16 protein-coding genes and 2 pseudogenes are annotated in these 20,199 nt (G+C 60.9%); 13 read left to right on the forward strand and 5 right to left on the reverse strand.

What is annotated here, in order from left to right; translation table 11 throughout:
* The 3 genes from AC72UB_RS12840 to AC72UB_RS12850 all read left to right on the forward strand — a co-directional run.
* Positions 1–1,086, forward strand: a 1,086-nt coding sequence (locus AC72UB_RS12840; protein ID WP_505188999.1) for an ABC transporter permease, incomplete at its 5' end; no start/stop codon positions are given.
* 12 nt (positions 1,087–1,098) lie between these two features.
* Entirely contained in the window at positions 1,099–2,262 is a 1,164-nt protein-coding gene (locus AC72UB_RS12845; RefSeq protein ID WP_505189000.1) for an ABC transporter permease, read from the forward strand.
* Positions 2,263–2,343: 81 nt separating this feature from the next.
* Positions 2,344–4,431, forward strand: coding sequence for a dipeptide ABC transporter ATP-binding protein (locus tag AC72UB_RS12850; protein WP_505189001.1), 2,088 nt, complete (start codon positions 2,344–2,346; stop codon positions 4,429–4,431).
* Between the two features lie 206 nt (positions 4,432–4,637).
* Here the strand turns inward: AC72UB_RS12850 and AC72UB_RS12855 are convergent.
* Positions 4,638–5,021 (reverse strand): annotated as a pseudogene (locus AC72UB_RS12855) (lytic transglycosylase domain-containing protein); the annotation flags it as partial.
* A 3-nt stretch (positions 5,022–5,024) separates the two neighbouring features.
* Positions 5,025–5,255, reverse strand: coding sequence for an ATP-binding protein (locus AC72UB_RS12860; protein WP_505190138.1), 231 nt, complete (start codon positions 5,253–5,255; stop codon positions 5,025–5,027).
* 348 nt (positions 5,256–5,603) lie between these two features.
* On the opposite strand from AC72UB_RS12860, the gene AC72UB_RS12865 reads away from it, so the two are divergent.
* The 8 genes from AC72UB_RS12865 (at position 5,604) to AC72UB_RS12900 (ending at position 14,528) form a co-directional block, all read left to right on the forward strand.
* Positions 5,604–6,302 carry a glutamine amidotransferase-related protein gene (locus tag AC72UB_RS12865; protein WP_505190139.1) on the forward strand — a complete coding sequence of 233 codons (699 nt, stop codon included), beginning with the start codon at positions 5,604–5,606 and terminating at the stop codon, positions 6,300–6,302.
* Positions 6,299–7,180 (forward strand): DMT family transporter, encoded by an 882-nt coding sequence (locus AC72UB_RS12870; RefSeq protein WP_505190140.1) that lies wholly within the window; start codon positions 6,299–6,301, stop codon positions 7,178–7,180. The genes AC72UB_RS12865 and AC72UB_RS12870 overlap by 4 nt, the downstream gene beginning before the upstream one ends.
* The gene (locus AC72UB_RS12875; protein WP_505190141.1) at positions 7,180–7,776 is read left to right on the forward strand and encodes an NAD(P)H-dependent oxidoreductase; all 597 of its coding nucleotides are present in this window, start codon (positions 7,180–7,182) and stop codon (positions 7,774–7,776) included. The genes AC72UB_RS12870 and AC72UB_RS12875 overlap by 1 nt, the downstream gene beginning before the upstream one ends.
* A 13-nt stretch (positions 7,777–7,789) precedes the next feature.
* A complete protein-coding gene (locus AC72UB_RS12880) occupies positions 7,790–8,575 on the forward strand; it encodes a creatininase family protein (RefSeq protein WP_505190142.1) in 786 nt (261 codons plus the stop codon).
* Positions 8,576–8,689: 114 nt separating this feature from the next.
* A complete protein-coding gene (locus AC72UB_RS12885) occupies positions 8,690–10,093 on the forward strand; it encodes an FAD-binding oxidoreductase (RefSeq protein WP_505190143.1) in 1,404 nt (467 codons plus the stop codon).
* A gap of 20 nt (positions 10,094–10,113) precedes the next feature.
* The gene (locus AC72UB_RS12890; RefSeq protein ID WP_505190144.1) at positions 10,114–11,760 is read left to right on the forward strand and encodes an ABC transporter substrate-binding protein; all 1,647 of its coding nucleotides are present in this window, start codon (positions 10,114–10,116) and stop codon (positions 11,758–11,760) included.
* Between the two features lie 67 nt (positions 11,761–11,827).
* A complete protein-coding gene (locus tag AC72UB_RS12895; protein WP_505190145.1) occupies positions 11,828–13,180 on the forward strand; it encodes a cytosine deaminase in 1,353 nt (450 codons plus the stop codon).
* Between the two features lie 25 nt (positions 13,181–13,205).
* Positions 13,206–14,528 carry an MmgE/PrpD family protein gene (locus AC72UB_RS12900; RefSeq protein ID WP_505190146.1) on the forward strand — a complete coding sequence of 441 codons (1,323 nt, stop codon included), beginning with the start codon at positions 13,206–13,208 and terminating at the stop codon, positions 14,526–14,528.
* A 64-nt stretch (positions 14,529–14,592) separates the two neighbouring features.
* Here AC72UB_RS12900 and AC72UB_RS12905 read toward each other — a convergent pair whose 3' ends face one another.
* Both AC72UB_RS12905 and AC72UB_RS12910 read right to left on the reverse strand, forming a co-directional pair.
* Positions 14,593–17,007, reverse strand: a complete 2,415-nt coding sequence (locus AC72UB_RS12905) for a GcvT family protein (RefSeq protein ID WP_505190150.1) — start codon at positions 17,005–17,007, stop codon at positions 14,593–14,595.
* Positions 17,008–17,014: 7 nt separating this feature from the next.
* Positions 17,015–18,535 carry a trimethylamine methyltransferase family protein gene (locus AC72UB_RS12910; protein ID WP_505190147.1) on the reverse strand — a complete coding sequence of 507 codons (1,521 nt, stop codon included), beginning with the start codon at positions 18,533–18,535 and terminating at the stop codon, positions 17,015–17,017.
* Positions 18,536–18,681: 146 nt separating this feature from the next.
* On the opposite strand from AC72UB_RS12910, the gene AC72UB_RS12915 reads away from it, so the two are divergent.
* Positions 18,682–19,551 (forward strand): LysR substrate-binding domain-containing protein, encoded by an 870-nt coding sequence (locus AC72UB_RS12915; protein ID WP_505190148.1) that lies wholly within the window; start codon positions 18,682–18,684, stop codon positions 19,549–19,551.
* 52 nt (positions 19,552–19,603) lie between these two features.
* Here AC72UB_RS12915 and AC72UB_RS12920 read toward each other — a convergent pair.
* A pseudogene (locus AC72UB_RS12920) lies at positions 19,604–19,756 on the reverse strand (IS6 family transposase); the annotation flags it as partial.
* A gap of 95 nt (positions 19,757–19,851) precedes the next feature.
* Between AC72UB_RS12920 and AC72UB_RS12925 the strand changes: the two are divergent.
* Positions 19,852–20,199, forward strand: a 348-nt coding sequence (locus tag AC72UB_RS12925) for an ATP-binding protein (RefSeq protein WP_505190149.1), incomplete at its 3' end; no start/stop codon positions are given.

The following is a 20,199-nucleotide window of genomic DNA, read 5'->3' on the forward strand; positions in this document are numbered from 1 at the left end:
ATGCTGCTGTTTATCATTCGCCGCCTAGGTGTCATGCTCTTGACCGCCTTTGCGCTGACCTTCATCGTCTTTTACCTGACCAACCTGCCGCCCAACCTTGAAAAGCTTGCGAAATCCGAAGCCTCGGTCCGCATGAGCGACGAGGACGTGGTGAAATGGATCGACAACAATGGCTATTCGACGCCGATCTTGTCGCGCTACGGGCAGTGGCTTGGCGTTTTGCCGGGCTGGGTCAAGACGTTGGAATCGGGCGAAGTGCGCGGCCGCTGCATCGCCAAAGGGCAAGACCCCGCCGAAGCGGAAAGCTTTTGCGGGCTGATGCAGGGTGACTGGGGCAACTCCACAGTCTTCAAAATTCCGGTCACCGATGTGCTGGCCCGTTCGCTGGGCCACACCGGTTGGCTGATGCTCTCGGTCATGCTGGTCATGGTGCCGGCCTCACTCCTCTTGGGCGTGCTGTCAGGCATGCGCGAAGGCTCGCGCACCGACCGCGTGCTCTCCACCGTCGCCATCGTCACGACCGCGACGCCGGAATATGTCTCGGGCGTTATCTTTATCGCCCTTCTGGCCTCTGCCACGGGCGGCATCTCGCCCATGCTGGCGGAATGGGGCTGGATCGAGGGCAAAACCCTGTTCATGGGCACCGCCACCAGCGCCATGGACAATATCACCTTCTGGAATTTCTCCCTGCCCGTCATGACCATCGCACTTTATGGCATTGGCTACATCGCCCGCATGACCCGCGCCTCGATGACCGAGGTGATGACCGCCCAATACATCCGCACCGCGCGACTGAAAGGCGTCAGCTTCCGTCAGGTCGTGATGCGCCACGCACTGCGCAACGCGCTGATCGCCCCGTTCACGGTCATCATGCTGCAATTCCCATGGCTTTTGAACGGCGTCGTGATTGTCGAGACCTTGTTCAACTTCAAGGGCTTTGGCTGGACGCTGGTCCAAGCCGCTACCAACAATGACATCGAGCTTTTGCTGGGCTGTTCGGTCATGGCCGTGGTTCTGGTGCTTATCACACAGCTGATTTCCGATATCGGCTATGTGTTCCTCAATCCCCGCATTCGTTTGTCGTAAGGAGAACGCCTCATGGAACCGCTCTCCTGGCTTGAGATTTTCGCCGCCATGGCTGGCCGCTTTCTGCCGGTCTGGGTGGCGCTGGTTGTCACCTTCGCGCTGTCGATCAGCTTCAAGCGTCGCCTTGGCCTGTACGGCAAACTCTTCGACAGCCCCGTCGGCATGATCGGCTTTGGCATCGTGATGTTTTGGGTCTTCACGGCAATCTTTGCTGATCTCATCGTCACCATGGATCCCTTGGCGCAGTTCTCCGGCTCTAAGAACGCCGTGCCGGGCTCGCCTTTGAAAACCCCTGTCGAGGGGGCCTTTACGCACCTTCTGCTGGGCGCCGACCACGTGGCGCGCGACGTCTTCTCGCGCATGGTCATGGGCTCACGCGAGGTCTTGAAAATCGCACCAGCAGCAACCCTTTTCGCCTTTATGGTTGGCATCACCCTTGGCCTGCCCGCCGGTTACATCGGCGGTAAGTTGGACACGGTGCTGTCCTTCCTTGCGAACCTGGTGCTGGCCTTCCCGGTGATCTTGCTCTTTTACCTGCTCGTGACCCCGGAAATCGTACTGACGGGCATCCCAACCTACTTCGCGGCCTTCCTGTTCCTATTCCCGATAGTGTTTCTGGTCCTGCTCATCAACTCGCGCTTCTTCACCAACCCAATGCAGCGCAACCTCTATGTGGGTGGCGTGCTTTTGGTCGGGCTTTGGGCCTATTCGGGCCTTGCCTTCAACTTGGACCCCTTGGGCGTCTGGTCGATGGGCCCGAACATGCTCAACGTCTTTGTCTCGGTGGTCTTTGTGAACTCACCCGGCGTGTTCCGCATCGTGCGCGGCATGGTGATGGACATCAAGACGCGCGACTATGTGGCCGCCGGCCAGACCCGCGGCGAAGGCGCTTGGTACATCATGCTGTGGGAAATTCTGCCCAACGCCCGCGGGCCGCTGATCGTCGATTTCTGCCTGCGCATCGGCTACACCACCATCCTTCTGGGCACGCTTGGCTTCTTCGGCCTCGGCGTCTCGCCTGAAAGCCCGGATTGGGGCTCCACCATCGACGACGGGCGCAAGCTCTTGTCGATTGTCCCCCACCCCGCGCTGGTGCCCGCCTTTGCCTTGATGAGCCTTGTCCTTGGCCTGAACCTTCTGGCCGATGGCTTGCGCGAAGAAAGCCTGAAAGACTGATGCCTTCAATGTGGCCCAAATATCCCGGGGGTGCGGGGGCTGGCCCCCGCTCCCAAACGCCCAGCCAAAGCGAGATTTGCCATGACTGACACCACCTGGGATCCCTCTAAACCCATCCTTGAGATCGAGAATCTCTCGATCAGCTTCTTCACGCGCCTGCGCGAAATCCCGGCGGTGATGGATTTCTCCTGCACCGTGATGCCGGGCGAAGCGATGGGGCTGGTGGGCGAATCCGGCTGCGGCAAATCCACCGTGGCGCTGGCTGTGATGCGCGATCTGGGCAAAAACGGCCGGATCGTGGGCGGGTCGATCAAGTTCAAGGGCCGCGACCTGACGACCATGGGGGAAGAAGAGCTGCGCCATATCCGTGGCTCGGAAATCGCCATGATCTATCAAGAGCCAATGGCCTCACTCAATCCGGCCATGAAGATCGGCGCGCAACTGGCCGAAGTGCCGATGATCCATCAAGGCATGTCCAAAGACGACGCTTGGGCCTTGGCCCGCCAGATCGTCGCCGATGTGCGCCTGCCCGACCCTGACCGCATCATCAACGCCTATCCCCACCAACTGTCGGGCGGCCAGCAGCAGCGTATCGTGATTGCGATGGCCCTGATGTCAAAGCCCGCGCTGTTGATCTTGGATGAACCGACCACCGCACTGGATGTGACGGTTGAGGCGGGGATCGTCGATCTCGTGAAGGATTTGGGCGAGAAATACGGCACCTCGATGCTGTTCATCAGCCACAACCTTGGCCTTGTGATGGATGTCTGCGACCGGCTTTGCGTGATGTATTCCGGCGAAGCGGTGGAAACCGGCAATGTGGTCGAAGTCTTCGACAAGATGCGCCACCCCTATACCCAAGCGCTCTTCCGCTCCATCCCGCTGCCGGGGGCCGACAAAGCCTCGCGCCCGCTGGTCGCCATTCCCGGCAACTTCCCCCTGCCCCATGAACGCCCCTCGGGCTGCAACTTCGGCCCGCGCTGTGACTATTTCGAAAAAGGCCGCTGCGACGCGGGCGACATTGCCATGTCCACGGTTCCCGAAGGCGACCGCCACGGCTCGCGCTGCCTGAAATGGGCCGAAATTGACTGGGACGCGCCCTTGAAGGCCCGCGTCCTCAAGGAACGTGCCGAGATCGGCCGCGTGGTCCTGAAGATGCAGGATCTGAAGAAGTATTACTCGGTGTCCGGCAGCGCCTTTGGCGGCGGCATGAAGAAAGTGGTTAAGGCCAACGAGACCCTGTCGTTTGAAGCGCGCGAAGGCGAAACGCTGGCCATCGTGGGCGAAAGCGGCTGCGGCAAGTCGACCTTCGCCAAGGTCCTGATGGGACTTGAAACCGCCACCTCGGGCGAGATCATGCTGTTTGATGAAAACGTGCAATCGACCCCGATCACCCAGCGCAGCACCGACACCGTTTCCTCGCTGCAAATGGTGTTCCAAAACCCGTTTGACACGCTGAACCCCTCGATGACCGTGGGGCGCCAGATCATCCGTGCGCTTGAAATCTTCAAGCAAGGCAATTCGGACACCGAACGGCACGAGCGGATGCTGGAACTTCTGGACTTGGTCAAACTGCCGCGCGCCTTTGCCGAGCGGATGCCGCGTCAGCTGTCAGGCGGGCAAAAGCAGCGCGTCGGCATCGCGCGGGCCTTCGCAGGCGGCGCCAAGGTTGTGGTGGCCGATGAGCCGGTCTCGGCCCTCGACGTCTCGGTGCAGGCCGCGGTGACAGATCTTCTGATGGACATCCAGCGCGAGAACAAGACGACGCTCTTGTTCATCAGCCATGACCTCAGCATCGTGCGCTATCTCTCGGACCGGGTGATGGTGATGTATCTTGGCCATGTGGTCGAAATGGGCACAACCGACCAAGTGTTCCAACCGCCCTATCACCCCTATACCGAAGCGCTGCTCTCCGCCGTGCCGATCGCAGACACCAAAGTCGTGCGCAAACGGATTGTGCTGGACGGCGACATCCCATCGGCGGTCAACCCGCCGCCCGGCTGCCCGTTCCAGACCCGCTGCCGCTGGAAGTCTCACGTGCCGGGCGGACTTTGCGACCGCGAGATGCCGCCAGTTCAAGTGCTTGAGGGCGGACATCAGGTTAAGTGCCACCTCTCGGCGGATGTTCTGGCGACCATGGAGCCGGTCATCAAGATCGCCGCCGAATAGGTCCAAAACCCAAAGCTGCGTAGGCTGTCAAACTCAGAAGGGGGGCTGTCTGCCCCCCTCGCCGCAAGCGGCTCACCCCCCGAGAGTATTTGGAAAGGCGCAATGCAAAGCAAAGCCTGCTCCAAGGTTTTGCGCCTTTTACAATACTCTCGGGGGGGTGAGGGCGTAGCCCGAGGGGGGCAGACGGCCCCCCTTTTGCGACAGGATCAGCCGAGGATGGCCTTCACGTAATTCCGCGTCTCGGGAAAGGGTGGGATGCCGCCGTGCCGCTCCACAGCACCAGGCCCCGCGTTATAGGCAGCCAGCGCCAGACGCCAATTGCCGAACTTGGCATACATCATGGCAAGATAGCGCGCGCCGCCATCCAGGTTCTGGTGCGGGTCTTTCGGATCCACCCCCAGCTTGGCCGCCGTACCCGGCATAAGCTGCGCCAGCCCCTGGGCCCCTGCATGCGACACCGCATGCGGGTTCCAGCCAGATTCCTGCTGCACCAGCCGCAAGAACAGATCCTCAGGTATGCCATGCTTGCGCGCCGCCGCCTTGGCCACCTCTAGATAGGCCCCCTTGTAATTGCCTTTATAGCGCGGCAACGGTCAAACGACACCCAGTTTTACGAAGTGTCGCGCAACGGAGCGGCTCCAGGGCGCGCGCTGACCGTCAACAGTCAGAGCGCGTGCCTCGGAGGCGCAGTCGGCGGGGTGCGGGTTTTGGGATGCTGAGGCCCTCAGAGCTTCCTCGAGATCGCGCAGCCTGTAGCTGCGATCCTTAAGGTTGAGGACATTCGAGCGGTGGAGCAGGCGATCGAGGAGGACGGTGGTCAGCACCTGGTCGCCGGCAAGCAGCTCGGTCCGCTAGCAGATGCTCTTGTTGGTGGTAATCCACATGGCACCGCGGCCGTAGCGGTAGCTGACGAGGCGGAAGAGTGAGGCGGATGCGGCGGCCTTCAGGTGGAAGGACGCCCCGCCGAACGCTGGCGTCGTCGCGTAACGCAGTGAGCAGCTCGTCGAAGCGCTAGTACTGGGCGGAGAAGCCGTTGGTCAGATGTTCCCTTGGTATGTGCGGAAATTAGGCGCTCGCGTGGCAAAAAAACCCATCATCACGTCCCTGTTTTCCTTTTGCCAAAAATGGCTTCGGTCGCAGTAATCTTTGTGGTGCACTGACAGGAGAACAACATGTCCCTCAAGATCGTACTTGTCCGTCACGGCGATGATCCACCCGATGATCGGGTGGTGACCTATACTGTTCAAAACGGGTTTGAGCCGGTCATTTACCGCCCCTTCAAGGGCGATAAACTGCCAGTTCCGGGCGCGGATGTTGCCGGGTCAGTAGTATATGGCGGGCCGTTCAACGTCTTCGAAGAAGACAAGCACCCCTTCTTGTACGACGAGGCATCATGGATCCGTGCCTGCATGGCGAAGAACATTCCGCTGTTGGGCCTCTGTCAGGGCGCGCAGCAGATCGCGAGGGTCCTTGGGGCCGAGGTTGGGCCCTATGATAAGCCCGTCCACGAGTTCGGCTACTACCCAATTTCGCCGACACCCGAGGGACGCGAGTTCCTGCCCGAAACGCTGCTCATGACACAGGCGCATTTCCACACCTTTGCCATTCCCGAAGGGGCGGTGCATCTGGCCTCCAGCCCGCTCTATCCCAATCAAGCCTTCCGCCACGGCGCACGGACTTATGGTTTCCAGTTCCATCCCGAATGCACAATCGAGGGCTTTCGCCGCTGGCAATCCACCCCGTGGGCCGCATTTGGCAAGCCTGGCGCCCAGTCGAAGGTTGAGCAGGATGCACTCATGTTGGATGCGGATGCGCGTCAGGCCGACTGGTTCTATGGCTTTCTAACAAAGCTGTTCGGCACAGCCACATGACACCTCTTGCTCAGCGCAATCCGCAGGCCTTTGGCGTTCTTGTAACACTTTGCGGCGTGATGATCTTCGTGCCCGACGCCCTGATCATGCGCCTGATTGGAGGCGATATGTTGGCTCTGGCCTTCTGGCGCGGCGTGATCTCGGGCAGCATCTTTCTTGTCCTTAATCAGATATTTGCTCCCAGATCGATGCCCGCCAAGGGAGAATGGTTTGATCGAAAAGGCTTGCTCATCATCGCGTTGAACGCTGGTGGCGTCCTAAGCTGGTGTTCGGCCATGCAGCACACTTCAGCGGCTAACGCACTTTTGGTGCTGGCCATTGCCCCGTTTCTGGCGGCCATCCTATCATTCTTCTTATTGAAGGAACGAATTGACCGCGTGACCGCCCTTGCCATTGCATTGGTTTTCACGGGGGTTCTCGTCCTCGCCTCTGGAAGCTTGGGGCAAGGTAGGCTCCTTGGCGACGGTTTCGCGCTGATGAATGCCATCACCATCGCTGCTTACTACGTCACACTGCGCACCACAGGTCGTCGCAACATGTTGCCGCATTTGGCGCTGGGATCGATCCTTGGTGGCCTGCTTGCGGTGCCCTTTGCGGATTTTGAACCCGTCACCACCACTCAGGCGCTTCTGATCTTTCTGTCCGGCGCCATCATCCTGCCCGGGGCAGCGGGCCTATTGATGCTTGGCCCCCGCTATCTGCCAGCACCCGAAGTTTCAATGATCACGCTGTTGGAGGTGATCCTTGGTCCGCTGTTGGTCTGGGCGGTGATTGGCGAAAACCCCGGTCAGATGACCCTTATCGGTGGGGCGATTATAGTCATTACCGTCGCGCTCCACGCCCTACGCCGCCTGACCCAAACAGAAAGCCCCGCCTGATGCGCCTTCTTTTTGTTCACGCCCACCCAGTCCCTGAAAGCCTCAACACCGCGCTTCGTGACGTTGCCGTGGAAACCGCCCGTGCACAAGGTCATGAGGTCCGCGTGATTGACCTGTGTGCTGAAGGGTTCAATCCGGTCATGTCTACAGAAGAACGTCGTAGCTATACCGAAAATGTCCCGATCCCCGCCGATCTCGTCCTTCATGTCGATGCGCTGCGGTGGGCCGATGGGTTAATTCTAATCTATCCGACCTGGTGGTATGCGCAGCCCGCGATCCTGAAAGGCTGGATCGACAGGGTCTGGCGGCCCGGCATCGCCTTTAGCCTGCACGACGAAGGCCAACGCCTTCGCCCGGCATTGACCAATATTGGCCTGATCGGGGTGATTACCAGCTTTGGCTCACCTTGGTGGTTCTGGACTTTCCTGATGGGCGCACCGGGCCGCAAGATCATCCTGCGTGGCCTGCGATACTGCACCAACCGCCGAACGAAAACCTTCTGGCTAGGACTGCATGCAATCGACGACCAGACGGAACTTGCCTGCAGCCGGTACATCGACCGGGTACGCGCCCGCATCGCACGCATCCCGGTCTGAGAGAGGTGGTGACATGGGCCATATAGGACAATGGGCTGACCTGACATCCACCGAACTCGCTGCCCTTGATCGCGCACAAGCTGTAGCGATCCTTCCTATTGGCGCTGTTGAACAGCACGGGCCCCATCTTGCGCTCAGTGTTGACCGAGATTTGACCCTCGCCGTACTGACCCGGACCCTGCCGCTGATCGACCCGGTGCTGACCGTGCTCGCCCTCCCAGTTCAGGCAATTGGCAAAAGCACCGAGCATCATTCGTGGCCTGGCACTCTGTCACTTTCGGCCGATACAATGTTGCGCCTCCTTCGCGACATCGCGGCTTCAGTCCAGCGCGCGGGCATCCTACGGCTGATGGTTTTGAACGGACACGGCGGCAACCGCGCGCTATTGGAGCTTGCTTGCCGTGATCTGCGTGCCGAACTTGGCCTCATCACCGCCCATGTCGCCTGGGACGATCTGGCGGGGGCCGAAAAGATTGTCGGTGAAGCTGAGGCGCGCAATGGCCTGCATGCAGGAGATGTCGAAACATCGGCTATGCTGGCCGCCCATCCTGAAAAAGTCCGCATGGAGTGGGCCGATAACTTCGGCTCGGCGCACCTAAACTGGCACAAGGCGCACCCTGACCTTGGTCTAGGCGCTGCAGCCCTGCGGCCTGGCTGGGTCATGGCTGACCTCAACCCCAAAGGCGCGGTCGGCAATGCAAAAGCTGCCACGGCAGAAAAAGGCGATGCACTCTTGGACAATGCCGCAAATGGCCTTGCAAGGCTGGTAGCCGATTTCGCGCGTTTTCAACCCGGCTAAGCGTACCAGCGCATGACGTCGAATTCTTTTAGATCACGTCCCCGTTTTGCTCACGTGAACCCTTTCTCTGCCTGCCCTACCGTTTTGCGATAAGCTCCGCTGCGAAAGTCCCACATGACAAGCATCTCCGGCAAGACCACGACCGATTGGGCCGCTTTTGGCGCCGCCCTGTCCCCGGTCGAGACCATCGCAGAGCCAGTGCTGGTCAAAAAGCGAAGCCGAGATTTCTTTTGGTATTCCCCGATCCTCGACCGCCGCCTGAAGACCTGCTTCGGCGATCTGGTCGCAAGGCCGAAATCCCCCGCCGAGATGATGCAATGTCTTTCCCTGTCAGCGCGCCATCTCGTCCCCGTGACGCTTCGCGGCGGGGGAACCGGCAACTATGGCCAGTCTGTGCCGATGGAGGGTGGGCTCATCATCGACACCACTGCGATGGGTGAAGTCCTTGAAATCGGACCAGATTTTGTGCGGGTTCAGGCGGGATGCAATATCCTGAAGCTGAATGAGGCGCTGAAAGCCAAAGGGCGCGAGTTGCCAGTTTTCCCCTCGACCCAAGACATCGCCACCATAGGCGGCTTCATCTCGGGCGGCTCAGCGGGGATTGGCACGGTCAGCCACGGCATGTTGCGCGATGCGGGCAATGTGTTGGAAATCCGCGCGCTTTCGGCCGAAGAAGCCCCGCGCGAGGTGGTGTTTTCGGGCGATCAGATCAACATGATCCACCACGCATGGGGCATCAACGGGGTCATCACCGAACTGACCCTGCGCACAGTGCCGACCGAGGATTGGATCGGCTGCATCGCCACTTTTGGCAGCTACCCCGCCTGCTATGGGGCTGGGATGGCGCTGGCAGCTTCAGACATCCGTCGTAAGCTGTGCTCGACGCTGGATGCGCGTATCGGAGCCTATTTTGATCGGCTGAAGCGGATCGTGCGCGAAGGCCATCCAATGCTGGTCACGCTGATTCCGCGTGCGCAGATGGGTGCCTTCCGCGCCCTGATCGCCGCCCATCATGGCCAGATTGACCTTGAAATGGACGATACCGTGCGCCTTGCCCGCAAGTTGCCCCATGCGTTCGAGTTTTCCTACAATCACACCACGCTGCAGGCGCTGAAAACCGACCGCAAGGTGACCTATCTGCAAATCCTGTGCCCCGCGCCGTTGAACGTGGAGAAGATCATCGAGTTGCAGGGCGTGCTGGGCGATGACGTCTACATGCACCACGAGTTCTCGCTGATGGGTGGCCAAAGGGTCGCCTTCGACCTGCCCTTGGTCAAATACACCACCGACGAACGGCTTTACGAAATCATGGGCCTTTATGAGGCCCACGGCTGCCCGGCTTCGGATCCACATTCCTGCATCATTGAAGAGGGCGGCATGAAGAAGGCCGATTACCGCCATCTGGCATGGAAAAAGCGGATGGACCCGCTGGGCCTGTTGAACAGCCCAAAAACCCGCGAATGGGGCCGCGTTCGTGACCTGAGCCCCGAAGCCATAGAAGCCCTGCATAAAGCCTGAAACCCAACAAGGAGAACGCCATGACCTACCACAACCGCCACGGCAATCCGTTGCCCAACCACCTGTCCTGCGCCGCCAAGGGCGTTGGCGCTGACCCCATCAGCCGCCGCGAATTCCTCGCCACGGCCACCGCCCTTGGCGCGACGACGGCCACGGCCTATGCCATGCTCGGCCTGCCGACACCGGCCCATGCGCAAGAAACCCCCGTCAAGGGCGGCACCCTGCGGGTTGCCATGCAGGTGATGGACCTGAAAGATCCCCGCACCGCCGACTGGAGCCAAATCGCCAACCTTGAGCGCCAGTTCCTTGAGCCTTTGGTGAAGTACACTTCGGACTTCACCTTTGAAGGCCGCCTCTTGGAGAGCTGGGAAGTGAACGCCGACGCCACGCAATACACCTTGCATGCCCGCAAAGGTGCAACATGGACCAATGGCGATGCCTTCAATGCTGATGACATCATCTTCAACATTACCCGGTGGTGCGACAAATCAGTTGAAGGCAACTCGATGTCGTCGCGCTTTTCCACTCTGGCCGATGAGGCCACCGGCAAAGCCCGTGACGGTGCCATCGTCAAGGTTGATGACATGACGGTCCAGCTGAACCTCTCAGCGCCCGATATCGCCATCATCCCGAACATGGCCGACTATCCGGCGCTGATCGTGCACCGCAGCTATGAAGAAACCGGCTCTAACCTGGCTGCCAACCCCATCGGCACCGGCCCGTTCGAGCTGGAATCGCATGCCGTCGGGTCAAAGGCTCGCGTCGTGCGCCGTACCAATGGCGCCTGGTGGGGCGGTGAAGCCCTGTTGGATGCCATCGAGTTTACAGACCTTGGCAATGACCCTGCGATCGAGGTGAACGCTTGGGCCGCAGGCGAGGTGGACTTGAACCAGCAGTCGAGCGAGAACTTCCTTGACCAGCTCGATGCCATCGGCGCAACCCGCTATACCATCGCCACCGCAAACACTATGGTCGCCAGGATGAACGTCGGGCAAGAGCCCTACACCGACAAGCGCGTGCGCCAGGCCTTGCAGGCGGCGGTCGACAATGCGGTGGTTCTGGAACTGGGGATCTCCGGTCTTGGCACCGTGGCCGAAAACCACCATGTCAGCCCGATTCACCCCGAATATGCCGAACTGCCCAAGCAGGTCCGTGACCCGGCGAAGGCCGTGGCCTTGCTGGCAGACGCGGGTAAGTCTGATTTCGAGTTTGACCTGATCTCCATCGATCAGGACCATCATCAGGCCTCGTGCGATGCGATTGCCGCCCAGATCCGCGATGCGGGGATTAACATCAAACGCACTGTTATTCCGGGGGCAACCTTCTGGAATGACTGGACGAAGTACCCCTTCTCGATGACTAACTGGAACATGCGCCCCTTGGGTGTGCAGGTTCTGGCGTTGGCCTACCGCTCGGGCGAGGCATGGAACGAAAGCGCCTATGCCAACCCCGACTTTGACGCCAAGCTGGCGCAGGCACTGGGCCTTGCTGATGTCGAAGCACGCCGGGCGATCATGGCCGAGCTGGAGGCGATGCTGCAAGGCGATGGTGTGCTGATCCAGCCGTTCTGGCAAAGCGTCTATTCGCACGCCAACCCCAAGCTGAAGGGCTACCGCGTCCATCAGACCTTCGAGATGGATCTGGCTGGCGTATGGCTGGAAGCCTGACGCGTTTTGCCCTGCTGGGGCGTGCGAAAAGGCGCGCCCCAGCTCTGGAGGTATATGGAGAGAGTGCATGCGCGAAGAACTGGTGATCCCCGCAGCGGGTCGTTTTCTGCTTGCGGGCGCGCGTGTTCCTGCGGAACTCGTTCTAGCCCCCCCCCCCGTTGCCTTGAAGGACGCCGAGGGGGCTTTGTTTTTGGACATCTTGATTGATGAAGGCCGGGTTGCGGGGCTTTTCCCCGGCGGCACCGCGCCCGATACCGCCCCCCGCGTTGCCCTTGAGGGCCGCCACCTTTGGCCTGCCTTCATCGATATGCACACCCATCTCGATTGCGGCCACGCCATTCCACGCGTGCGCCCCGATGGCACGATCCACGGCGGTTTTTCTCTTACCGCCGTGGACTGGCCACGCTGGACGGATGACGATCTGGACCTGCGGATGAATTTTGGTATGGCCTGTGCCTATGCGCATGGTGTTGCCGCGCTGCGCAGCCATGTTGACAGCGAGACGCTGGCCTATTCGCAGCACCATTGGCGTGCGCTGGATCGCATGCGCGCCAAATGGGCTGGTAAGGTTGACCTGCAGGGCGTCACGATCTGCGCGATGGAGGCTTGGGTGGGCGATGATGCCCGCGCGCTGGCCGATCTGGCCGCCGAAAGGGGCGGCATTCTGGGAGGGGTGACCGACACGCTTGAGCGGGGTGAAAACGGCACCTATGACGCGCTGGCCCATGCGCTGGACCGGCTATTTGCGCTGGCCAAGGAGCGCGGGCTGGATGTTGATCTGCATGCCGATCAGACCGAGGATCTTTCGGCCTTCACCATCCCCGAAATCGCCCGCGCCCGGCTGCGGTCAGGCTTTCAGGGCCGGGTGGTGTTGGGCCATTGCGTGAACCTGTCCCTAATGCCCCCCGAAGTGATCGACAGCACCCTTTCGCTGGCGCGCGAAGCAGATCTGGCCTTCGTTTCGATGCCGACGCCGATGATGTATCTGATGGACCGCAGACCGGGCCGCACTCCGCGCTGGCGAGGCGTCACGGCGGCCAATGAAATCCGCGCGGCGGGTCTGCCGCTTGCCATCGGCGGCGACAACTGCCGGGATGCGTGGTTTGCCTACGGCGACCACGACATGCTTGATACGCTGAAACAAGCGATCCGGGTCTTTCAGGCGGATGAGCCCTTGACCGGCAGTCTTGCCATGGCCAGCCGCATCCCCGCCGACCTGATCGGCCGCTCTGACCTTGGCCGCATCGGGGTGGGCCTGCCGGCCCATATGGTCATCTTTAATGCCCGCAGTCTGAATGTGGTGCTGTCACGTGATCAGGCCGACCGGATCGTGCTGCACCACGGGCGGCGGGTGACCGACCCTCTCCCTTTGCATCACGAACTTGAAGCGGCTCTTGGTCTGTCAGAGACTAAACCCTGAGGATGCCTCGCAAACGGAGACCACCATGCAACTGACCGATTTCATCCACGCTCTGCGCTGGCAGGACGTTCCGGCACCTGTGCAGGACCGGACGCGTGATTTTCTGGTGGACTTGCTGGGCGTGACGGCGGGCGGCATTGGCACGCGGCTGGCTCAGATTATCCGGGATCATGCGGCCGATCAGTTTGGTGCCGGAAGCGCGCCCGCGCGGATGCTGATGGACGGTCGCAAGGTCAGCCCCGCAGGGGCAGCACTTGCAGGGGGCATGACCATTGATGCCTATGACGCCCATGACGGCCACCGCCTGACCAAGGGCCATGCTGGATGCGCGGCCTTGCCCGCCGCGATGGCGATGGCTGAGGCAACGGGGCGGCTAGACGGTGGTGATCTCATGGTGTCCCTGCTCTTGGGTTACGAGATCGGCACCCGCGCGGGCGTAGCTCTCCACCGCACGGCATGCGATTATCACACCACGGGGGCTTGGACGGCGCTGTCCTGCGCGGCGATTGGGGCGCGATATCTGGGGCTGGGGGCAGACCAAACTCGCCACGCACTTGGGATTGCCGAGTATCACGGCCCCCGCAGCCAGATGATGCGCTGCATCGATGCGCCGACCATGGTCAAAGATGGCTCGGGCTGGGGTGGCATGGCCGGGGTGTCAGCGGCCTATCTCGCCCGGTCCGGCTTTACCGGGGCGCCCGCGATCACAGCGGAGGGCGACGATGTCGCCGACCTTTGGGGCGATCTGGGGCAAAACTGGCGTGTGATGGAGCAGTATTACAAACCCTTCCCGGTTTGCCGTTGGGCGCAGCCACCGGTGCAGGCGGTTCTGTCGCTGATGCAAGGCCATGGATTGCGGTCCACAGATGTGGCGCGGATCGAGATCGTCACCTTCCACCAATCCCTGCGCCTTGCCACCAGAACGCCTGTGACCACCGAAGAGGCGCAGTATTCCACCGCCTTCCCTGCCGCTGTCGCCGCCGTCCGCGGCACCATCGGCCCAGCTGATATCACCGAAGCAGCCTTCGCCGACCCCGAAATCCGCCGTCTGGCGACCGGCATGCTGGTCACCGAATCCGATACCTACAACGCGGCGTTCCCGGCCCGGCGCTTTGCTCATGCAGTCGTCGTCTTGCAAGATGGCACGCGTCTGGAATCCCCCCCAACCGAAGCGCGTGGCGACCCTGAAGCGATGGTGTCGCGCGACGAGATGCGCCAGAAGTTCCACGCTTGCGCCGACCCGGTTCTGGGTGCCCCTCGCGCCAAAGCCTTGTGCGCGGCGGCAGAAGGGTTGGCACCAGGAGGGTCAGCACAATCTCTGCTCGACCTCGCCACGGCGGCCGTGTGACGCCTGACCTTGCCAATCTCCGCCCCTCCGCCCTTTGGGGAGGGAGTTAGGGGCAGATTAGAACCTAGGCCCGCAGCCGCTTGCCCTCGGGGTCAAAGGCCGCCCCTTCCAGCACCCGCGCCCGATGCGGACGGCCAAGAACCATAACGTCCAGCTCTGTCCCCGCCGCGATGTCGGGGCGCAGATAGGCCAGCGCCAACGACTGGCCGACATGATAGCCATAGGTTCCCGACGACACCTTTCCGGCGGGCCGACCTTCCAGATCGAAAATCGGCTCGTTGCCCGTGGCATCCGCCGTGGTGGCCTCAATCACCAGCGTCCGCAGCACTTCACGCGGCGGGGTATCTGCAAGGGCGGCATAGGCGGCTTTGTTCAGGAACTCTTTGTCCATCTTGATGAGGCCAGCGAGCCCCGTTTCCTGTGGCCAGTACTCGGGCGAATAGTCCCGTCCCCAACTGCCATACCCCTTCTCCACCCGCAGGCTCATCAAGGCCCGGCTTCCCACGGGGCCAGCACCCAAGGGCCTTCCGGCCTCCAGAAGCGCCGCATAAAGCCGTGGCTGATCGACCTCGGTGCAATGCAATTCCCAACCCAGATCGCCAGTAAAGCTGACGCGCAGGGCAATGCAGGGCACACCTGCGACGTCGATTTTCTGGGATCGCATGAAGGGGAAGGCTTGGTTCGACAAGTCGGCATTGGTCAAACGCGCCAGCAGATCGCGGGCCAAGGGGCCGGCCACGTTAAAGCCCGCCATTGCTTCGGTCACGCTCTCCCAAATTGTCCCAACGGGCAAGGGGACGGCATCAAAGAACCGCTTGTGATAGCGTTCAGCCATGCCCGAGCCGACCATGAAATAGTCGCCCTCTCCGAGACAGGTGACGGTGAAATCCCCCGCAATCCCGCCGCGTTTGCCGATCAAGGGGGCAAGGCAGGACCGGCCCGGCAAGCCCGGAATTTGGTTGGCGAGAAGTGCCTCCAGCCAGTCTTTGGCCCCAGGCCCGGTGATCCGGTAGCGGGCAAAGTTCGAGATGTCGATGATCCCCGCCCGGTCACGCAAGCTGCGCGCCTCACGGCCCACGGGGCCCCACCAGTTTTGACGGTCAAAGCCGATGGTTTCTTCGGTTGGCTCGCCCTCGGCCGAAAACCAAAGCGGGTGTTCCCAGCCGTAGTTCAGGCCAAAAACCCCGCCCATCGCCTTTTGTGTCTCGTAGATCGGACGGGTTCGCACAGGGCGGCCTGCAGCGCGCTCTTCATTCGGGAAGTGGATCTTGAAACGGTTGGCGTATTGGTCGCGTACGCGGGCCTTGGTGAAATCCTTGCCCGCCCAAGCGCCAAAGCGCGCGAGGTCCCAGCCGAACATGTCAAGCTTCGGCTCGCCCTCAATGATCCATTCCGCCGACAAAAGCCCAAGGCCGCCCGACTGCGAAAAGCCGGGGATGATGCCATTACAGCAGAAGTAGTTGCGCAGTTCCGGCACAGGACCGAACAGAGCGGAGGAGTCCGGCGACCAGATCATCGGTCCGTTGATCACCCGCTTGATGCCTGCCGATCCCACCACCGGAACCCGGTCAATCGCCCGCATCATGTTGGGCTCGATCCGTTCCAGATCATCGGCGAAAAGCTCGTGGCCGAAACCCTGCGGTGTGCCGTTCTCGGCCCAGAATTTCATGTCGCGCTCATAGGCCCCGACCAAAAGGCCCTTGCCCTCTTGGCGAAGGTAATACTCGCCATCGCGGTCGGCGACCGAGGGCAGGCGGCGGTCCATTCCGGCAATTTCGGGGATGGTTTCGGTGACGAAATACTGGTGTTCGGTCGGCATGAGCGGAAGCTCAATGCCCGCCAGCGCAGCGACCTCGCGGCCCCAAAGCCCGGCGGCGTTCACAACCCACCCGGTGCGAATTTCGCCCAAAGGAGTTTCCACGATCCACGACCCATCAGCCTGCGCCTTGGTGGCCGTCACCGGGCAATTGCGATGGATCTGCGCGCCGCGCGCGCGTGCGCCGGCGGCATAGGCCATGGTCACGCCCGATGGGTCGACATTGCCGCCTTGGGGTTCGTACATGATGCAGCGAATGCCGTCGAAGTTCACCAAAGGATGCAGGCGTTCGGCCTCATCCCGGCTGACCTCATAGAAATTCATGCCATAGTATTTCGCCTTGGCCGCCTGTAGACGCAGTTGGTGTTCGCGCGCTTCGGTCTGAGCCAGATATAGCGAACCAGGCTGAAAGATGCCGCAACCTTGGCCAGTTTCAGCCTCCAACTCTTTATAAAGACCCATGGTATAGTGCTGCAAACGGCTGATGTTTGTGCTGTCATGCAGCCCGTGGATATTGGCCGCCGCGTGCCATGTGGAGCCTGAGGTCAGTTCGGACCGTTCCAGCAAGACGACATCGGTCCAACCCAATTTCGTCAGATGATACAGGATCGAACAACCGACCAGCCCACCCCCGATGACAACAGCTTGGGCGTGGGATTTCAGCTTTGGTTCAGGGTTCGTCATGTCCGATCTCTTCCCGCCGTTTGGCGACATAGGCTTGCAGTTCTTCGCGAATGGCAAGGTCCATCGCGGGTTCTTCGTATTCGGCCAGCGCCTGCTGCCAAAGGTCCGTTGCACGTTGCCCGGCCTCCTTGGCCCCGGCAAGCTCCCAGTTCTCATAGCCGCGCCAGTCTGACAGCATGGGCTGATAAAAGGCGTGCTCATAGCGTTCCATCGTATGGGGTGCGCCAAAGAAATGGCCCCCCGCGGGCACATCGCGGATGGCATCAAAGCCCAACTCGTCCGCATCCCATTTCAGGGGGCGCAGAAATTCCACCATATTCTGCAAAATTTCGACGTCCAAAATCAGCTTTTCATACGATGCGGTCAGTCCCCCCTCCAGCCAACCCGCCGCGTGATAGATCAGGTTCGCACCCCCCATCACAGCACCCCAAGTGGCCATCGACGTCTCATAAGCCGCCTGAAGGTCAACTGCGTTCGAGGCATTGGCGTTGGACGTGCGGTAGGGCAGCCCATAGCGCCGCGCCAATTGGCCTGCGATGACATTGGCCTTGGTGTTTTCGGGCGTGCCGAAGGCGGGCGCGCCTGACCGCATGTCGACGTTACTGGTAAATGCCCCATACATCACCGGCGCACCCGGCTTGACCAATTGGGTCAGCACCACGCCAAACAGGGCTTCGGCGTTTTGCTGGGCAAGGGCGGCGGGCAGGGACACCGGGGTCATCGCCCCCATCAGGGTAAAGGGCGTGATGGTTACGGGCTGGCCATGTTCGGCCATGGCAATCAGCCCGTCGCCCATGGCGTCATCCAAGAGGCGCGGCGAGTTGACCGAGATGATGGTGACAACGCCAGGATCGCGCGCCATCTCCTCAAGGCTGATCCCGCGCGAAATCGCCATCATGCGGATGCCATCCATCGCCCGGCCCCGACCAATCGCGGTGCAATGGAAGGTCAGGTCCGACAGGGTCAGGTTCGCGAAATAGGTATCCAAATGCCGGTTGTTTGCGGGCAATTCCTGCGGCGCGGTCACCTGATTGCCGATCATGTGAATCGCGTTGAAGTGATGCGCGAGGCGAATGAAATTCTGGTAATCGGCCAAATTGCCCGACCGCCGCCCGTTCACCCGGTCATGCACATTGGGCGGGCCTGCGACCAGACCAAAAACCAGATGATCGCCGCCCATATACACCCGTTTGCCGGGGTTGCGCGGGGTCAGAGTGAACCGGCGCGGCACGGTAGCCAAGGCTGCCTCGACGATGCTTTCATCGATGCGCACGATGCCCTCGTCATCGATCTTTGCCCCGGCAGCAGCAAACAAGGTGCGCACGTTGGCGCCCATTACCTTGATCCCCAACTCTTTCAGGATACGGATCGAGGTATCGTGCAGGTCCTGCATCTGGTCTGCGGACAGCATCTCCATCGGCGCATAGGGGTTGCGCACCACCTCCCAAGGCAACTGGGCGATACTGGCCCCAGCCTTCTCGCGCCGCCCTCGTCTTGCTTCCCGCATCGTTCTACCTCGCCTTTTGCTGCAGCCTAAGCCCCAGGAAGACAAAGTCACGAAACTGAAACGGGGGCCTGAACCCAGTTTAAATTAGGGCATAGTCTGTGGCGCGACCATCAGTGAACAACTACTGTATCATCAGGAGAGACGCGATGAAGTATCTGCCCCCGTTGAATTACATCCGGTCGTTCGAGGCCTCTGCCCGCCATCTCAGCTTTACCAAGGCCGCGGAAGAGTTACGAATGACCCAAGCGGCCGTATCCGGCCATGTTCGAGCGCTGGAGCAATTCATCGGGCGGCCGCTCTTCTATCGCGCGCCACGTAGCCTAACGCTCACCGAAGTCGCTTCAGCGTATCTTCCAGCGCTACAGCGCGCCTTGGCTCAGATAGATGTGGCAACCGGTCAGGTGCAGACTGTGCGGCACCGAAAAGAGGTCACGATTGCATGTCCTGCAAGCCTTGCGACAAATTGGCTCCCCGAGCGCTTGCGCGCCTACAGGGCTGAAAATCCAGAGGTGGAAGTCACAGTACACGCGACGATCTGGGCGGAATCCATCGAACAGATTGTCGATCTTCGGATCATTCCTCGCCATATCAGCCAATCCGTTGTCGGTGAGAGCCTTTGCGAAGAGCACTTGGTCATGGTGTGCTGCCCAGATTTCATGACGGGGCCTGACGCTATTCGGGTCCCTGCCGATGTTCTAAAGAAGGGCCTGATCCACATTCTTGGACGACAGGAGTTGTGGGAGTGTTTTGCAGACCACCACGCTATCCCCGATCTCCCACATGTTCAGGGTCTGAAGACCGACAGTTCCAATGTAGCTTTGGAAATGGCGATCGCGGGACTGGGCTGTGCGGTGACGCTGGCCTCTTTGGCTGAGGTTCACCTGCAACGTGGCTCGCTCGTTGAACCGTTCCCTAGCAAAATTGCAAGTGGCTGGGGCTATGAACTGCGCCAAGGCGAGTTAAGCCCGACGCGTGCGAGCGAGAAGCTTACGCAGTTCCTCCTGAAACGCAGTTAGGGCGGCCTCAGGAAGCATTACGGACAAGGTGTCTGCAGGGTGTAAGCGAGATTCGAGCCGCAAGAGCGCAATTCTTGCCAAACATGTTCCTCCAGTATCGCACTGTTTCGTGGCTGATCTCGATCCCACGCTCATGAAGGAGGTCCTCCAAGTTGCGCGGCGACAGTGGGAAACGAATGTAGAGCATCGCCTCCAAGCGGATGATGTCTGGGCTCGTCTTGAAGTAACGGAAAGGTTAGCGCTGCGTCATCCCTAAAGGCTACGCAGACGCCCTCCCCGCCCAGATAGCCGGAGGCCGCCATGCGTCATGATCCCGCCGCTGGCGCTATCGTCATCATGCTGCGTAGCCTGAAGATGTATGGGATGGCACAAGCCGTAACCGACCTGATCGAGCAGGGCGCACCGGCCTTTGAAGTGACCATACCAATGCTGTCGCAACTGCTGAAGGCCGAACTGGCCGAACGCGAGGTTCGCTCAATTGCCTATCACATGAAGTCCGCTCGCTTCCCGGCCTACAAGGATCTCTCTGGCTTCGACTTCACCGCCAGCGAGATCAACGAGGCCACTGTCCGGACGCTGCACCGTTGCGAGTTCATGGACGGCGCCCAGAACATGGTCCTCATTGGCGGCCCGGGAACCGGCAAGACC

It is taken from the genome of Allotabrizicola aquatica (SeqCode) (genome assembly GCF_965194375.1).
Lineage (GTDB): Bacteria > Pseudomonadota > Alphaproteobacteria > Rhodobacterales > Rhodobacteraceae > Tabrizicola_A > Tabrizicola_A aquatica.

Coding starts and splice junctions, on each gene's coding strand:
- AC72UB_RS12845 (WP_505189000.1), top strand. CDS start 1,099: ATGGAACCGCTCTCCTGGCTTGAGATTTTCGCCGCCATGGCTGGCCGC.
- AC72UB_RS12850 (WP_505189001.1), top strand. CDS start 2,344: ATGACTGACACCACCTGGGATCCCTCTAAACCCATCCTTGAGATCGAG.
- AC72UB_RS12865 (WP_505190139.1), top strand. CDS start 5,604: ATGTCCCTCAAGATCGTACTTGTCCGTCACGGCGATGATCCACCCGAT.
- AC72UB_RS12870 (WP_505190140.1), top strand. CDS start 6,299: ATGACACCTCTTGCTCAGCGCAATCCGCAGGCCTTTGGCGTTCTTGTA.
- AC72UB_RS12875 (WP_505190141.1), top strand. CDS start 7,180: ATGCGCCTTCTTTTTGTTCACGCCCACCCAGTCCCTGAAAGCCTCAAC.
- AC72UB_RS12880 (WP_505190142.1), top strand. CDS start 7,790: ATGGGCCATATAGGACAATGGGCTGACCTGACATCCACCGAACTCGCT.
- AC72UB_RS12885 (WP_505190143.1), top strand. CDS start 8,690: ATGACAAGCATCTCCGGCAAGACCACGACCGATTGGGCCGCTTTTGGC.
- AC72UB_RS12890 (WP_505190144.1), top strand. CDS start 10,114: ATGACCTACCACAACCGCCACGGCAATCCGTTGCCCAACCACCTGTCC.
- AC72UB_RS12895 (WP_505190145.1), top strand. CDS start 11,828: ATGCGCGAAGAACTGGTGATCCCCGCAGCGGGTCGTTTTCTGCTTGCG.
- AC72UB_RS12900 (WP_505190146.1), top strand. CDS start 13,206: ATGCAACTGACCGATTTCATCCACGCTCTGCGCTGGCAGGACGTTCCG.
- AC72UB_RS12910 (WP_505190147.1), bottom strand. CDS start 18,535: ATGCGGGAAGCAAGACGAGGGCGGCGCGAGAAGGCTGGGGCCAGTATC.
- AC72UB_RS12915 (WP_505190148.1), top strand. CDS start 18,682: ATGAAGTATCTGCCCCCGTTGAATTACATCCGGTCGTTCGAGGCCTCT.